Below are 14,817 nucleotides of genomic sequence, written 5' to 3'. Positions count from 1 at the left end.
CGGATGTACTACTTCGCTTCGCCCTCGCCGTCGTTCTTCTTCTCGGCCTTGTCCGCCTTGTCGGCCTTGTCCTCGGAGGTGGCCTCGGCCTGGTCGGCGTCCTCGGCTTCGCCAGAGGCGGCGTCATCGTCGGCGGACGGCGTCTCGTGCTTGCCGAGGTCGACCTTGGCGTCGTCGAGCTCGGTCAGCGAGGAGGCGTCGTCGGGGACGATCGCGGTCTCGCCGTGGACGATGCGGTTGTACTCCGCGTCGTCCAGGACCGCGCCGATCGCGTTCTTGCCGTAGACGGCGTGGACGCCGGGCGCGATCTCCAGGAGAACCGAGTCCTCGTTGATCTCCTTGACGGTGGCGTACATGCCCCCGATCGTCCGGACGCCGGTGCCGGGCTGCATCTCATTGCGCATCGTTGCAGCCGCCTGCTGCTTCCGCTTGGCGGACCGGGTCATCAGGAACATGGCCCCGATGAGCACGATGAAGGGGAGGAGGGTCACGAGACTCACGGGAGGGAACTTCCTTCGCACGACCGCGCTGGATCGCGGCCTGATCTTCGGGGGCGGGGCATGCCGTCCGGGAAGGGCGGCATCGGCGGAGTCTAGGCGAGTCCGCATCAATGGAACAACGCCCAGCATGGCACCGGGGTTCCGCAGCGTGCACCCCCGAGCCTTCTCACGCCCCGAACAGACCCGCTTGTCCCTTTCCCGCGGCGCCTCCCGCGCCACCCTGCGGGGGTACGAGTCCCAGGTGCGCCCAGGCGGCCGGTGTGGCCACCCGGCCGCGCGGGGTCCGGGCCAGCAGCCCCTCGCGGACCAGGAACGGCTCGGCGACCTCCTCGACCGTCTCGCGCTCCTCCCCCACGGCGACGGCGAGTGTGGAGAGTCCCACGGGTCCGCCCCCGAAGAGCTTGAGCAGGGCCTGGAGCACCGCACGGTCCAGCCGGTCGAGTCCGCGGGCGTCAACCTCGTACACCGCGAGCGCCGTACGGGCGATCTCCCGGGTGATCACTCCGTCGGCCTCCACCTGGGCGTAGTCGCGGACCCGGCGCAGCAGCCGGTTGGCGATCCGGGGGGTGCCGCGGGAGCGTCCGGCGATCTCCCCTGCGCCGTCCTCGCCGATCTCGACGTCGAGCAGCCGGGCCGAGCGGTGGATGACGCGCTCCAGCTCGGCCGGTTCGTAGAACTCCATGTGCCCGGTGAAGCCGAAACGGTCGCGCAGCGGCGGCGGCAGCAGGCCCGCCCTGGTGGTGGCGCCGACCAGGGTGAAGGGCGGCAGCTCCAGCGGGATGGCGGTGGCGCCTGGCCCCTTGCCGACGATGACGTCGACCCGGAAGTCCTCCATCGCCATGTAGAGCATTTCCTCGGCGGGCCTGGACATCCGGTGGATCTCGTCCAGGAAGAGGACCTCGCCCTCCTGGAGGGACGAGAGGATCGCAGCCAGATCCCCGGCGTGCTGGATCGCGGGGCCGGACGTGATCCGGATGGGAGCGCCCATCTCGGCCGCGATGATCATCGAAAGAGTGGTCTTGCCGAGGCCCGGGGCGCCGGAGAGCAGCACATGGTCGGCGGTGGCGCCGCGCTGCCTGGCCGCCCGCAGGACCAGGTCGAGCTGGAGTCTGACCTTCTCCTGGCCCACGAACTCGTCCAGGTCCTTGGGGCGCAGTGCGGCTTCGACAGCCTGGTCCTCACCGTCGGCGTCGGCTCCCACCAGGCGCTCTTCGGTGTCGGGGACGGTGTCGTCCCACTCGTTCTGAGGAGGCAGCATGCGGGTCTCTCGATCAGCGGGCGCGGTTGAGGGTCTGCAGGGCGGCCTTGAGGAGCGCGCCGACGTTGGGCTCGGCGGCGGCCTCGGCCTGGGGGGTGACAGCGGCGACGGCCTCCTCCGCGTCACGCGGCGCGTACCCGAGGCCGACCAGCGCGGAGTGCAGCTGCTCGCTCCACGGCGCGGGTCCGGATGCGGTGCGCTGCGCTGCGAGGTGCGCGCCGCCGGTGCCGAGCGGGGCTCCGAGCCGGTCCTTGAGCTCCAGGAGGAGCTTCTGGGCGCCCTTCTTGCCGATGCCCGGTACCGCGGTGAGCGATTTCTCGTCACCGGTGGACACGGCGAGCCGCAGGGCGTCCGGCGAGTGCACGGCGAGCATGGCCTGGGCGAGCCGGGGGCCGACGCCGCTCGCGGTCTGGAGGAGTTCGAAGGTCTGGCGTTCGTCGTCGTCGGCGAAGCCGTAGAGCGTGAGGGAGTCCTCCCGCACGACGAGAGAGGTGGCGAGCTTGGCCTGCTGGCCGATGCGCAGGGCGGACAGCGTGTTGGGTGCGCACTGGACCGACATGCCGATCCCGCCGACCTCGATGACGGCGGTGGTCGGGGCCAGGGCGGCCACCGGTCCGGAGACGAAGGCGATCATGCGGTACGGCCTTTCAGGGTGCGGTGGGCGGCGACGGCCTGCTGGAGCCTGTTCTGGGCGGGGGCCCGCCAGATGTGGCAGATGGCGAGCGCCAGGGCGTCGGCGGCGTCCGCCGGTTTCGGAGGCGCGTCGAGCCGGAGCAGCCGGGTCACCATCGCCCCGACCTGGGCCTTGTCGGCTCTGCCGCTGCCGGAGACGGCGGCCTTGACCTCGCTGGGGGTGTGCAGGGCTACGGGGATGCCGCGGCGTGAGGCACAGAGCATCGCGACCGCGCTGGCCTGTGCGGTGCCCATCACCGTACTGACGTTGTGCTGGCTGAACACCCGCTCCACGGCGACGACTTCGGGCCGGTGCTCGTCCAGCCACGCCTCGATGCCGCGCTCGATGGCGACCAGCCGCTGCCCCAGCTCCGCGTCGGCGGGCGTCCGGACGACTCCCACGCCGAGCATGGTCAGCGGGCGACCGGCCACGCCCTCGACGACTCCGACGCCGCAGCGCGTCAGCCCCGGGTCCACGCCCAGTACCCGCACGGTGCCCCCTCCCTCATGCCCGATCGCCTGTCCGGTGCCTGGCGGAACGGGTGGTGCCGTTCGCCCAGGTGTTCCTGCGTTGTCGCAGGCTATCGGGTGGCACCGACAACACAGAGAACGCCGGGACCGCCGGGGCAGCCGGGTCCGCAGGGAACACGGACGGGCCGGCGGGGTGTGTCCCCGGCGGCCCGTCCGTACGTACCCGTGGTGCTGAGTGCCCGTCAGGCGTCGATCTTCTCCATGACCTCGTCCGATACGTCGAAGTTGGCGAAGACGTTCTGCACGTCGTCGCTGTCCTCCAGCGCGTCGATCAGCTTGAAGATCTTGCGTGCGCCCTCTTCGTCCAGCTCGACCTGCATGGTCGGCATGAAGTTGGCCTCGGCCGAGTCGTAGTCGATGCCCGCCTCCTGGAGCGCGGTGCGGACCGCGACCATGTCGGTGGCCTCGGAGAGCACCTCGAAGGACTCGCCCAGGTCGTTGACCTCCTCGGCGCCGGCGTCGAGCACCGCGCCCAGGACGTCGTCCTCGGTGAGTTCGGCCTTGGGGACGACCACGACGCCCTTGCGGTTGAACAGGTACGACACGGAGCCGGGGTCGGCCATGTTGCCGCCGTTGCGCGTCATCGCGACGCGCACGTCGGACGCGGCACGGTTGCGGTTGTCGGTGAGGCACTCGATGAGCACCGCGACACCGTTCGGTCCGTAGCCCTCGTACATGATCGTCTCGTAGTCGGCGCCACCGGCTTCGAGACCGGCACCGCGCTTGACCGCGGAGTCGATGTTCTTGTTCGGCACCGAGCTCTTCTTGGCCTTCTGGATGGCGTCGAAGAGGGTCGGGTTGCCGGACACGTCGGCGCCGCCCGTGCGGGCCGCGACCTCGATGTTCTTGATCATCTTCGCGAAGAGCTTGCCGCGCTTGGCGTCAACCACGGCCTTCTTGTGCTTCGTCGTAGCCCATTTAGAGTGGCCGGACATCTGCCTGTCTCCTTCGCGTAACCATTTCCTGGACGAACGCCAGAGATCCTACCGGGCGCCGGTCACTGGGCGTCGCGCACCATGTCCGCGAAGTACCGGTGTACGCGGTGGTCGCCGGTCAGCTCCGGGTGGAACGACGTGGCCAGGCAATGGCCCTGGCGCACCGCGACGATATGGCCGCCGTGCTCCGCGAGGACCTGGACCCCGGCGCCCACCGATTCGACCCAGGGCGCCCGGATGAAGACACCCTCGACGGGGCCGCCGGGGATCTCGGGGATCTCGACGGCCGCCTCGAAGGACTCGTTCTGGCGTCCGAAGGCGTTGCGCCGGACGATCATCTCGATCCCGCCGAAGGTCTCCTGGCCCGACCTGGGGTCGAGGATCTTGTCGGCGAGCATGATCATTCCGGCGCACGTCCCGTACACCGGCAGCCCGGACGCGATGCGCTCACGCAACGGCTCCAGCATGCCGAACAGGGCGGCCAGCTTGGACATCGTGGTGGACTCGCCGCCCGGGATGACCAGGCCGTCGAGCTCGTCCAGCTCCTCGGGACGCCGGACCGGACCGCCCTGGGCGCCGGCGGCGCCCAGGGCGGCCAGGTGCTCCCGCACGTCGCCCTGGAGAGCGAGGACGCCGATGACGGGAGTGCCCATCACCAGCCCCGGTTCGCGTAACGCTCGGACTCGGGAAGGGTGTCGCAGTTGATGCCGACCATGGCCTCGCCCAGGTTGCGGGAGGCGTCCGCGATGACCTTCGGGTCGTCGAAGAACGTGGTGGCCCTGACGATGGCGGCGGCGCGCTTGGCCGGGTCGCCGGACTTGAAGATGCCGGAGCCGACGAAGACGCCCTCGGCGCCGAGCTGGCGCATCAGCGCCGCGTCGGCGGGGGTGGCGACACCGCCTGCCGAGAAGAGGACGACGGGCAGCTTGCCGAGCCCGGCGACCTCCTTGACCAGCTCGTACGGGGCGCGCAGGTCCTTGGCCGCGGCGTACAGCTCGTTGTTGTCGTAGCCGCGCAGCCGGGCGATCTCGTTCTTGATCTGGCGCAGGTGACGGACGGCCTCGACGACGTTGCCGGTGCCGGCCTCGCCCTTGGAGCGGATCATGGCCGCGCCCTCGGCGATCCGGCGCAGGGCCTCGCCCAGGTTGGTGGCGCCGCAGACGAACGGCGTCGTGAAGGCGAACTTGTCGCTGTGGTTGACCTCGTCGGCCGGGGTCAGCACCTCGGACTCGTCGATGTAGTCGACGCCGAGGGACTGCAGCACCTGGGCCTCGACGAAGTGGCCGATACGCGACTTGGCCATGACCGGGATGGAGACGGCCGAGATGATCTCTTCGATCATGTTCGGGTCGGACATCCGGGCGACTCCGCCGTCCTTGCGGATGTCGGCGGGGACCCGCTCCAGCGCCATGACGGCGACGGCGCCCGCGTCCTCGGCTATCTTCGCCTGCTCGGCGTCGACCACATCCATGATCACGCCGCCCTTGAGCTGCTCGGCCATGCCGCGCTTGACGCGTGCGGTGCCGGTCGCCGGGGTCTCGGCGGGGGAAGTGGTGGAGTGCGTACTGGACACGGGCTACCTCGCTCGGGGAAGAGAGTTCTTGCTCCACCGAGATAACTCCTGTGAACCAGTCCACTGCAAGGGCCAATGAACAGCCGGTGGATCGTTCTCGAAGCCCCGACGATTCAGACGATTCAGCAGACGCCCCGGCGATTCAGGAGATCAGGTGCCCGGCCGGTCGGCCAGCGCCACCGGCGGCTCGTCGTCCATCTCGAACGCCAGCGGGAACGGCGCGTGTCCCGCGAGCCGGAACCAGCGGACCTTGCGGTGCGTGCGCAGGGCGCGGGCGGCCCGTACCGCGTCGTTGTGGAAGCGCCTGGCCATCGGCACCCGCCTGACGGCCGCGGCCAGCTCGTCGGCCGCCTCCTCCCCGCCGGGCGCCGAGCGTACGGCCCCGACCTGCGCCGTCTCACCGAATACAGCCCGCAGCGCCTGGCTGAGCTCACTCTCGGCCACCTCGCGCTGCTCCTCATCGGACTGCCGGGCCGCGTGCGCCGCCTCGTACAGGACGATCGAGGCCGCGGGGTCGAGGACGCCGGACGTGGCCAGCTCCTGGGCGACCGACGCGCGGCGCAGCAGCTGGGCGTCGAGGGCGGCGCGGGCGGCGTCGATCCGCGCGTGCAGCCGGTCGAGCCGGCCTGCGGTCCAGCTCAGGTAGAGGCCGACCGCGACGAAAGCGAGGACGATCCAGATGATCAGGGATACGGTCACGGGCCGAAAGGCTACCGGTCCGGCGCGGGCCGGCGTCCGCCGCGGCGGACGCCCCGGGCCGCCCCCGGGCCGCGGCACAGCGCCACGAGCAGACCTGACGGCCCGTCAAGTGCCCGTCTGTGGCGCCCTGTCAGTCCCTGGCCAGGCCGAACCGGGCCCGCAGGCTGACCCGTTCGTCGGTGTCGACCGACGCGGCGCCGTCGGTCACCGTCTCGTACACCGCCAGGATGTCCGCACCGACCGTCGACCAGTCGAAGCGGCGCACATGCGCGCTGCCCCGCCGGCGCAGCCCCTCCCGGCGCTCGCTGTCGCCCAGCAGCCGCACGGCGGAGGCGGCCAGCGCGTCCGCGTCCTCGTTGGCGAACAGCTCGCCGGCCGCGCCCTGGTCCAGGACCTGGGCGAACGCGTCGAGGTCGCTCGCCAGCACTGGCGCACCGGCCGACATCGCCTCGACGAGGATGATCCCGAAGCTCTCGCCGCCGGTGTTCGGCGCGACATAGACGTCGACGCTGCGCAGCAGCCGGGCCTTGTCCTCGTCGCTGACCATGCCGAGGAACTCGACCCGCTGCCGCATCTCCTTCGGCAGGGTGGCGACGGCTTCCTTCTCGTCGCCCCGGCCCGCGACCAGCAGCCGGGCGTCCGGGCACTCGGCGAGGATCTTCGGCAGCGCCCGCATCAGGACCGGCAGCCCCTTGCGCGGCTCGTCGATCCGCCCGATGAACCCGATGGTCGCCCCCTGCCACTCGGGCTTGGGCTCGGCGCGCTCGAAGAATGCGACGTCGACGCCGTTGGGGATGACCACCGCGTCGCCGCCCAGGTGCTCGACCAGGGTCCTGCGCGCGTACTCGCTCACCGCGATCCGGGCCGAGATCTTCTCCAGCGCGGGCTGCAGGATCGGGTACGCGGCGATCATCGCCCGTGAGCGCGGGTTGGAGGTGTGGAAGGTCGCCACGATCGGCCCCTGCGCGGCCCAGCAGGTGAGCAGCCCGAGCGACGGCGAGGTGGGCTCATGGATGTGGATCACGTCGAAGGTGCCGTCGTGCAGCCAGCGCCGCACCCGGGCCGCCGACAGGAAGCCGAAGTTGAGCCGGGCGACCGAGCCGTTGTACGGGACGGGGACGGCCCGGCCCGCGGAGACCACGTACGGCGGCAGGGGTGTCTCGTCGTCGGACGGGGCCAGCACCGACACCTGGTGGCCGAGGCCGTTCAGATGCTCGGCGAGGTCCCTGATGTGGAACTGGACCCCGCCCGGGACGTCCCAGGAGTACGGGCAGACGATGCCGATCTTCACGAAGGCTCCTGACGAGGCTCCAGGTCGGCGAGCCAGAGGCGCTGGAGCATGTGCCAGTCCTCCGGGTGCTCGGCGATTCCGGTGGCGAAGGCGTCGGCGAGCGCCTGCGCCATCACCGAGGTCTTCTCGGGGCGCGTACCCGAGGCGGGTACGTCCACCGGGGGATGGACACGGCCGCGCATCACCGGCGAACCGTCGTACCAGAGCGTGACGGGCAGCAGCAGCGCTCCGGTCTGCTGGGCGAGCAGCGCGGGGCCCGCGGGCATCCGGGTCGCCTCGCCGAAGAACCGGACCTCGACGCCCGATGCGGAGAGGTCGCGGTCGGCGACCAGGCAGACCAGACCGCCGTCCCGCAGCCGCCTGGCCAGCGTGCCGAAAGCGGAGCCGCCGGTGTGCGGCAGGACCTCCATGCCCAGGCCCTCGCGGTAGGCGACGAACCGGTCGTAGAGGGTCTCGGGCTCGAGCCGCTCGGCGACCGTGGTGAACGGCACCCCCAGCTTCGTGGTGACCCAGGCGCCCGCGAGGTCGTAATTGCCCATGTGCGGAAGGGCGAGTATGACGCCCTTCCCGGCGGCCAGGCCGTCCGTCAGATGGTGGACATCGTCGACGTCGAAGCCATTGCGGACCCGGTCGGCGCTCCACGCGGGCAGCCGGAAGGACTCCATCCAGTACCGCATGTACGAGCGCATCCCGGCCCGGGACAGCTCGGCCAGCCGGTCGGGGCCGGCGCCGGGCACCACCCTGGACAGGTTGGATTCGAGCCGCAGCACGCTCTTGCCGCGCCGCTTCCAGACCGTGTCCGCGATACGCCTGCCCAGCCCCGTGGCGACCGGCTCGGGCAGCTTCTTGACCGCGCCCCAGCCGAGTCCGTACAGGGCGTCCGTCACTCGCTCCCTCATACCGCCTCGCCGCCGTGCGCGGAGGCTTCGGCAGCCGCCGCGGCATCGGCCTCCGCAGACTCCCTGCGTACGGTGACCACCCGCTGCACCAGGGTGATCAGGCTGCCCACCGCCACGATCCACAGCGCGATCGGCAGCAGGATCTGGATCCCGGGCACCCCGAACTTGTGCAGCCCGGCCAAACCGGCGGCGACGAGCGAGATGACCAGCCGCTCGGCCCGCTCGATCAGCCCGTTCACCGCGACCGGCAGCCCGATCGACTCGCCGCGGGCCTTGGTGTACGAGACCACCTGGCCGCTCGCGAGGCAGAAGAGGGCGACCGCGCACAGCATGTTGTTGTCACCGGTGCCCGCGTACCAGAGGGCGAGCCCGGAGAAGATCGCCCCGTCCGCGACCCGGTCGAGGGTCGAGTCGAGGAAGGCCCCCCAGCGGCTCGAAATCCCGGCCTGGCGCGCCATGTTGCCGTCGACGAGGTCGGAGAAGACGAAGAGTGTGATGACGATCGTGCCCCAGAAGAACTCTCCCCTGGGGAAGAAGACCAGCGCACCCGCCATCACCCCGGCCGTACCGGTCAGCGTCACCGCGTCGGGGCTGACCCCGATCCGGAGCAGAAACGAGGCGAACGGCGTGAGGACACGCGTAAAGAATGCACGCGCGTACTTGTTCAGCATGGCCTTCCCGGGGGGTTGGTGAGCCGCGCGGCCCCATTGGCCACCCGGCGGGCCCATCGTAGCCAGGACCGCGGACCTCCACCGCCGGGCCCTGTCGCGGCGGGTGACGGGCGGGGGCCGGGCAGACGCCGGAGCCGCACGTATGGACGCGCCGCGGCCCGAGTGGAAAGCTCGAATGACCGCGGGCGTCACCGGTGCCGCCACGCTTCCCGGCCCTGTGTCCGCTCCGTTTCTCACCGTGCAACGTCCCTCATCACACGGGAGGCACACTCATGGGCGACAAGGCGAGCACACACCCCGGGGCCGCCGGCAGAGTGACGACGGCCGGCCGGCCCGCTTCCGTACGGAACGTGGTCCTGGTCGGCCACAGCGGATCCGGCAAGACCACGCTGGTCGAGGCCCTGGCGCTGACCGCAGGAGCGGTCACCCGGGCCGGCCGCGTGGAGGACGGCCAGACCGTCTCCGACTACGACGAGATCGAACAGCGCAGGCAGCGGTCGGTCCAGCTCTCGCTCGTCCCCGTCGAGTGGGACGGCATCAAGATCAATCTGCTCGACACACCTGGTTACGCCGATTTCGTCGGCGAGCTGCGGGCCGGTCTGCGCGCTGCGGACGCCGCCCTGTTCGTCGTGTCGGCCGCCCAGGACGCGGACAGCGTCGACGGCGCGACGCGCGCCGTCTGGGAGGAGTGCGCGGCCGTCGGGATGCCGCGGGCCATCGTGGTCACCCATCTGGACACGGCCCGCACCGGCTACGCGGAACTGACCCGGCTGTGCGGCCGGATCTTCGGCGGCGACGACCCCGACGCGGTGCTCCCCCTGTACCTCCCGCTGTACGGATCGCCGGGGCCGGACGGGCACGTCCCGGTGACCGGGCTTGCCGGGCTGCTCACCCGTCGGCTGTCCGGTTACGCCTCGGGAGAGCGTACGGAGAGCGAGCCCGGCGAGGCCGAGCTGCCGCCGATGGAGGAGGCCCGCAACCGGCTGATCGAGGGGATCATCGCCGAGAGCGAGGACGAGACCCTGATGGACCGCTATCTCGGCGGCGAGGAGATCGACGTCGGGACGGTGATCGCGGATCTGGAGCGGGCGGTCGCCCGCGGTGTCTTCCACCCGGTGCTCGCCGCCGCGCCCGCGGTGTCCGGCGGACGGCAGGGGCTCGGCACCGTCGAACTGCTCGAACTGATCACCCGCGGCTTCCCCGCACCGCCCGAGCGGGAGGCCCCGGCGGTCACCACCCCGGAGGGCGCCCCGCACGCCGCGGCGAGCTGCGACCCGTGCGGGCCGCTGGTCGCCGAGGTGATCAAGACGGCATCCGATCCCTATGTGGGCCGGCTCTCCCTCGTACGGGTCTTCTCCGGGACCCTGCGGCCCGACGAGACGGTGCATGTGGCCGGGCACAGCCAGCCGGGCCACGGCCGCGCCGGCCTGGACGGCGGCGACGACCGTGACACGGACGAACGCGTCGGCGCGCTCTCGGCACCCTTCGGACGACGGCAGAGCCCGCTGCACGAGTGCATCGCGGGAGACATCGCCTGCGTCGCGGGGCTGAGCCGCGCGGAGACCGGCGACACGCTGTCCGGCAAGGACGACCCGATGGTGATGGAGGCGTGGACGCTGCCGGAGCCGCTGCTCCCGCTCGCCGTCGCCGCCCATGGCAAGGCGGACGAGGACAAGCTCTCGCTGGGGCTCACCCGGCTGGTCACCGAAGATCCGACCATGCGTCTGGAGCAGAACCCGGACACCCACCAGCTGGTGCTCTGGTGTCTCGGCGAGGCGCAGCGGGACGTGGCGCTGGAGCGGCTGCAGGGCAGATACGGGGTCCGGGTGGACGCCGAGCCGTACCGGGTGTCGCTGCGCGAGACATTCGGCGGACCGGCCGAGGGGCGCGGCAGGCACGTCAAACAGTCCGGCGGCCACGGCCAGTTCGCGATCTGCGCGATCGAGGTCGCCCCGCTGCCCTCCGGATCGGGGATCGAGTTCGTCGACCGGGTCGTCGGCGGTTCGGTGCCCCGCCAGTTCATCCCGTCCGTCGAGAAGGGCGTACGCGCGCAGGCGGCCCGGGGCGTCGCGGCCGGGCACCCGCTCGTCGACGTCCGTATCACCCTCCGGGACGGCAAGGCCCACTCCGTGGACTCCTCGGACGCGGCGTTCCAGACGGCGGGCGCGCTGGCCCTGCGGGAGGCGGCGGACCGGGCCCCGATCCATCTCCTGGAGCCCGTGATCTCGGTCCGGGTGCTGGTGCCCGACGACTTCGTGGGCCCGGTGATCAGCGATCTCTCCGGTCGGCGCGGCCGGGTGGTGGGCACCGAGCAGACGGTGCCGGGCCGCACCCTGGTCCGGGCCGAGGTCCCGGAGATCGAGATCGGGCGGTACGCCGTCGATCTGCGGTCGCTCTCGCACGGCACCGGGCGGTTCACACGCTCGTACGTACGCCATGAGCCGATGCCACCGCAGGTGGCCGACCGGGTGCGCGATCAGGCGTACACCGGTTCGTAGCGGGTTGCGGCCAACAGCCGTGCGGCTGAGCGGTATCCGGCCGCGCACCGCCCTGCGCCGGACAGCCTTCCGGCGTCCCGTGACGCGCGGGGAGCACCACGGATACGCTGAGGTCACGGCACGGACGGAAGGCGCGGGACTGCCCGGGTCCGGCGCAGCAGGTGTGCGGGGCACGGTAGTTGGGAACAGCCGCAGCAGCGGTTGGGTGCGGCGATGGGGGCAGCGGTGGCGAACGACGGATTCGATTTCATTCCCGGGGCACAGGTTCCGCTCCAGGGAGCAGCGGGCCAGACCGCCGCGACCCACGCCCTCGCGTCGGCGGCCTACCGGGACAGTTCGGTCGAGGACATACTCAAAGCCAACAGCGAGTGGCACAAGACAGTGGTGAAGAAGGGCAAGTTCTCGCTCTTCGAGCCGAATCTGGGCGAGTCCTTCTCCCGAGCCGTCCAGGTGCGGATGCTCGGTGGCACCCGGAAGGCGCTCATCCAGTCCTTCGGGACCGAGCCCCAGACGGTGGTCGAACACTGCCTGGCGGCGACCCGTATCCGTAAGGAGCGCGACACCAGGCTGACCATCGTGATGGCCCTCTTCGGACTCGTGTTCCTCCCCGGGCTGCTGATCTGGCTCGGCGTCTTCCAGCTGCGGCGCACCCTGTCCGGATCCCGGAACCGCAGCATGGGAGCCCTGGGCACCGCGCTGCTTGTGGCTGTCGGCGCACTCGTGGTGCTCTTCCTCGTCAAGCTGCCGTTCGGCGGCATCGGGGCGCTGTATCTGCGGCTCATGATGGTCGCGCCGGTCATCGGCTGGGTGTGGGCCAAGCGGATCTGCGAGAAGACGGCCGTTGACCTGCGGTCCCGCTGGGAGAGTCTGCTGTCCGGCGGCGGCATCGGGCCGAAGATCCCGGAGGCCGTACCGCGCAACCCCACCGAGACCGCAGCCGAGCAGCTGCGCCAGTCCCTGGCCAAGCTGACGGCCGAGCAGCAGTCCAACTCGGTGTTCTACGCGGGCCCCAAGGGGATACTCGGCATGGGCACCCGCTGGGGCAGCTGGCAGCTCGCCGAGGAGCTCGTCCCCCGCGAGGCGGGCACCGAGATCCACGGCTTCCGCAGCTGGGACGTCATCCGGGCCATCCACGACCGGCTGCGGATGCTGGAGCGCGGCCCGCTGCACACCGGCGGCTTCCCCACCCCGTCCGTGAAGCACTGGATCGTGGCACCCGTCGGTGAGAACGCGAGCGAGGTCAGCCGGCCCGACGGGGAGGACGTGGAGGCCTTCCAGATCAAGGGCCACGAGATACAGCGGATCTGCAACGAGCAGCAGTTCGGCAGCGGCAACCGCCACTATCTGGGCGTGCAGTTCACTCTCTGGGACGGGCAGCTGGTGATCACCATGATGATCACGGTGACGGTGCTCCACGAGACGCTGCGGATCGAGGTCACCGGCCATGCGCTCGGCCCGGTGCACTCGCTCTTCACCACCAAGCCTGCGGCCAAGACCAAGGAGGTCAACAAGGCGGTCAAGTTCTGGGAGACGCGGGAGGTGAACCTGCCGCTGGTGGAGACCCCCGAGGTGGTGCGACTGGCCGCGCGGGCCCCGCTGACCTGGTTCCCGCCCGTCCTCGACTTCTGCGGCGGGAAGATCACGCTGCCCGAGCCGTTCGGGATGCGGCACGCCTGGGCCGACAAGCCCTGGCGGCACCGCTTCATGGCGGACGACGCGATGCGGGCGGCCACTCCGGTACTGCGCGCCGTGCACACGGCGGCCATGCGGGTGCTCGACGAGCACGGCGTGAACACCGACTCCTTCACCAATCGCTCGATGGTCCTCAGCGGACTGGTGCAGGACCCGACACCGCGCCAGGCCGACGTCTACGACGCCTGACACCACGCCCCCGGAAACGCAAGGGCCCCGGCACCCGCCGGGGCCCTGCCTCCGTCCATGTGCCGGGCTACGCCCCCGTCACCGCATACCGGCCGCTCAGACCGGCCAGGCCGCGGCCAGCATCGTACGGGTGTCGGCCAGCAGCTGCGGCAGCACCTTGGTGTGCCCGACGACCGGCATGAAGTTGGTGTCGCCGCCCCAGCGCGGCACCACGTGCTGGTGCAGATGGGCCGCGATGCCGGCCCCCGCCGACTCCCCCTGGTTCATACCGATGTTGAAGCCGTGCGCACCGGAAGCCGTCCGCAGCGCCGTCATCGCCCGCTTGGTCAGCTCGGCCAGCTCGGCCGTCTCGGCCGCATCCAGCTCCGTGTAGTCGGCGACATGGCGGAACGGCACGACCATGAGATGTCCGCCGTTGTACGGGTAGAGGTTGAGCACCGCGTACACATGCCGGCCGCGCGCCACGACAAGGCCGTCCTCGTCGGACTTCGACGGGATCGAGCAGAACGGACAGTCGTCGTCCGAGCCCGGCCCGCTCGGCTTGTTCTCCCCCTGGATGTACGCCATCCGGTGGGGGGTCCACAGGCGCTGGAACGCGTCCTGCGTCCCCACTCCGATCTGCTGCTCCGGCTCACTCGTCATGCTGTGCAGCATATGACTTCCCCCGTTCGCGACGTGTCGCCGGGGCGCGGGCGACGGCGGTCCCGGCGATGCTGGGCGGATGGACGTCCTGATTCCCGGCGAGCGGCTGCGCCGCTGGGAGGAGCGCACGGAGATTCCGCTCTTCGCGGCCGCGCTGCTCTTCCTCGCCTGTTATGCGGTCCGGGTGCTGGCGCGGGGCGCTGATCCTTTGCTGCGGGACACCGCACTCGCGGTGGCCCTGGCGGTCTGGCTGGTCTTCGTACTGGACTACGCGGTACGGCTCGTCCTGAGCGGTGAGCGGCTGCGCTTCCCGCACCGGCACCGGATGGACACGCTGGCGGTCATCCTGCCGCTGCTTCGGCTGCTGCGGATCGTGCCGCTCTACAACGCGGTGCAGCAGAAGAGGGAGCAGCCGCGGCTGAATCTGCAGGCCCGGGTGATCGCGTATGCGGGACTCTCGGCCGTACTGCTCGCTTTCGCCGGGTCGCTCGCCGTCTACAGCTGTGAGCGCTCGGCGCCGGGCGCCACCATCCGTACCTTCGGCGACGCCGTGTGGTGGGCCGCCGCGACGCTCTCGACGGTCGGCTACGGCGACGTGACCCCCGTGACGCCACTGGGACGGGTGATCGCGGTGGCCATGATGGCGTGCGGCATCGCCCTGCTGGGCGCCGTGACGGGATCCTTCTCGTCCTGGCTGTTGCAGACCTTCCGACGGGACGACGAGGAGAGGCCCCCGGAGAGCTGACTCTCCGGGGGCCTCACCGGCC

At 71.1% G+C, this 14,817-nt stretch carries 15 protein-coding genes; 3 read left to right on the top strand and 12 right to left on the bottom strand.

Features of this window, described 5'->3' with window-relative positions; translation table 11 throughout:
• Window positions 1-8 precede the first annotated feature (8 nt).
• From yajC to pgsA, 11 genes are all read right to left on the bottom strand, one after another.
• On the bottom strand, window positions 9-500 hold the full coding sequence (yajC, locus tag OG385_RS28420) for a preprotein translocase subunit YajC (protein WP_266858926.1): 492 nt from the start codon (window positions 498-500) through the stop codon (window positions 9-11).
• 166 nt (window positions 501-666) lie between these two features.
• Window positions 667-1,758 carry a Holliday junction branch migration DNA helicase RuvB gene (ruvB, locus tag OG385_RS28415; protein WP_266858925.1) on the bottom strand — a complete coding sequence of 364 codons (1,092 nt, stop codon included), beginning with the start codon at window positions 1,756-1,758 and terminating at the stop codon, window positions 667-669.
• Between the two features lie 13 nt (window positions 1,759-1,771).
• Complete coding sequence (gene ruvA / locus OG385_RS28410) at window positions 1,772-2,392, bottom strand: Holliday junction branch migration protein RuvA (protein ID WP_266858924.1); 621 nt, start codon at window positions 2,390-2,392, stop codon at window positions 1,772-1,774.
• Complete coding sequence (gene ruvC / locus OG385_RS28405; protein WP_266858922.1) at window positions 2,389-2,922, bottom strand: crossover junction endodeoxyribonuclease RuvC; 534 nt, start codon at window positions 2,920-2,922, stop codon at window positions 2,389-2,391. Before ruvC ends, ruvA begins: the two co-directional genes overlap by 4 nt.
• Window positions 2,923-3,143: 221 nt before the next feature.
• Window positions 3,144-3,896 carry a YebC/PmpR family DNA-binding transcriptional regulator gene (locus tag OG385_RS28400; RefSeq protein ID WP_266858920.1) on the bottom strand — a complete coding sequence of 251 codons (753 nt, stop codon included), beginning with the start codon at window positions 3,894-3,896 and terminating at the stop codon, window positions 3,144-3,146.
• Between the two features lie 62 nt (window positions 3,897-3,958).
• Window positions 3,959-4,552: a pyridoxal 5'-phosphate synthase glutaminase subunit PdxT gene (gene pdxT, locus OG385_RS28395; RefSeq protein WP_323183868.1), complete on the bottom strand. Its 594-nt coding sequence runs from the start codon at window positions 4,550-4,552 to the stop codon at window positions 3,959-3,961.
• A complete protein-coding gene (pdxS, locus tag OG385_RS28390) occupies window positions 4,549-5,469 on the bottom strand; it encodes a pyridoxal 5'-phosphate synthase lyase subunit PdxS (RefSeq protein WP_266858916.1) in 921 nt (306 codons plus the stop codon). Before pdxS ends, pdxT begins: the two co-directional genes overlap by 4 nt.
• Before the next feature lie 150 nt (window positions 5,470-5,619).
• Window positions 5,620-6,168: a hypothetical protein gene (locus OG385_RS28385; RefSeq protein WP_266858914.1), complete on the bottom strand. Its 549-nt coding sequence runs from the start codon at window positions 6,166-6,168 to the stop codon at window positions 5,620-5,622.
• A gap of 130 nt (window positions 6,169-6,298) precedes the next feature.
• The gene (locus OG385_RS28380) at window positions 6,299-7,459 is read right to left on the bottom strand and encodes a glycosyltransferase family 4 protein (RefSeq protein ID WP_266858912.1); all 1,161 of its coding nucleotides are present in this window, start codon (window positions 7,457-7,459) and stop codon (window positions 6,299-6,301) included.
• Window positions 7,456-8,358, bottom strand: coding sequence for a phosphatidylinositol mannoside acyltransferase (locus OG385_RS28375; protein WP_266858910.1), 903 nt, complete (start codon window positions 8,356-8,358; stop codon window positions 7,456-7,458). The genes OG385_RS28380 and OG385_RS28375 overlap by 4 nt, the downstream gene beginning before the upstream one ends.
• The gene (pgsA, locus tag OG385_RS28370; protein WP_266858908.1) at window positions 8,355-9,029 is read right to left on the bottom strand and encodes a phosphatidylinositol phosphate synthase; all 675 of its coding nucleotides are present in this window, start codon (window positions 9,027-9,029) and stop codon (window positions 8,355-8,357) included. Before pgsA ends, OG385_RS28375 begins: the two co-directional genes overlap by 4 nt.
• Window positions 9,030-9,301: 272 nt before the next feature.
• Here pgsA and OG385_RS28365 point away from each other — a divergent pair, with 272 nt between their 5' ends.
• Both OG385_RS28365 and OG385_RS28360 read left to right on the top strand, forming a co-directional pair.
• On the top strand, window positions 9,302-11,527 hold the full coding sequence (locus OG385_RS28365) for an elongation factor G-like protein EF-G2 (protein ID WP_266858906.1): 2,226 nt from the start codon (window positions 9,302-9,304) through the stop codon (window positions 11,525-11,527).
• A 225-nt stretch (window positions 11,528-11,752) separates the two neighbouring features.
• Complete coding sequence (locus OG385_RS28360; protein ID WP_266858904.1) at window positions 11,753-13,408, top strand: hypothetical protein; 1,656 nt, start codon at window positions 11,753-11,755, stop codon at window positions 13,406-13,408.
• A gap of 96 nt (window positions 13,409-13,504) precedes the next feature.
• On the opposite strand, the gene OG385_RS28355 is transcribed toward OG385_RS28360, so the two are convergent.
• Window positions 13,505-14,062 carry an HIT domain-containing protein gene (locus OG385_RS28355; protein WP_266858903.1) on the bottom strand — a complete coding sequence of 186 codons (558 nt, stop codon included), beginning with the start codon at window positions 14,060-14,062 and terminating at the stop codon, window positions 13,505-13,507.
• A gap of 67 nt (window positions 14,063-14,129) precedes the next feature.
• On the opposite strand from OG385_RS28355, the gene OG385_RS28350 reads away from it, so the two are divergent.
• Window positions 14,130-14,795 (top strand): potassium channel family protein, encoded by a 666-nt coding sequence (locus OG385_RS28350; protein ID WP_266858902.1) that lies wholly within the window; start codon window positions 14,130-14,132, stop codon window positions 14,793-14,795.
• The last annotated feature ends 22 nt before the right edge of the window (window positions 14,796-14,817 follow it).

This window comes from Streptomyces sp. NBC_01306, assembly GCF_026340465.1.
Taxonomy (GTDB): Bacteria; Actinomycetota; Actinomycetes; order Streptomycetales; family Streptomycetaceae; genus Streptomyces.
Note: the sequence above shows the minus strand (reverse complement) of the source record. Positions and strands in the feature narration are given on the sequence as shown.

Coding starts and splice junctions, on each gene's coding strand:
- ruvB (WP_266858925.1), bottom strand. CDS start 1,758: ATGCTGCCTCCTCAGAACGAGTGGGACGACACCGTCCCCGACACCGAA.
- ruvA (WP_266858924.1), bottom strand. CDS start 2,392: ATGATCGCCTTCGTCTCCGGACCGGTGGCCGCCCTGGCCCCGACCACC.
- OG385_RS28400 (WP_266858920.1), bottom strand. CDS start 3,896: ATGTCCGGCCACTCTAAATGGGCTACGACGAAGCACAAGAAGGCCGTG.
- OG385_RS28375 (WP_266858910.1), bottom strand. CDS start 8,358: ATGAGGGAGCGAGTGACGGACGCCCTGTACGGACTCGGCTGGGGCGCG.
- pgsA (WP_266858908.1), bottom strand. CDS start 9,029: ATGCTGAACAAGTACGCGCGTGCATTCTTTACGCGTGTCCTCACGCCG.
- OG385_RS28365 (WP_266858906.1), top strand. CDS start 9,302: ATGGGCGACAAGGCGAGCACACACCCCGGGGCCGCCGGCAGAGTGACG.
- OG385_RS28355 (WP_266858903.1), bottom strand. CDS start 14,062: ATGCTGCACAGCATGACGAGTGAGCCGGAGCAGCAGATCGGAGTGGGG.
- OG385_RS28350 (WP_266858902.1), top strand. CDS start 14,130: ATGGACGTCCTGATTCCCGGCGAGCGGCTGCGCCGCTGGGAGGAGCGC.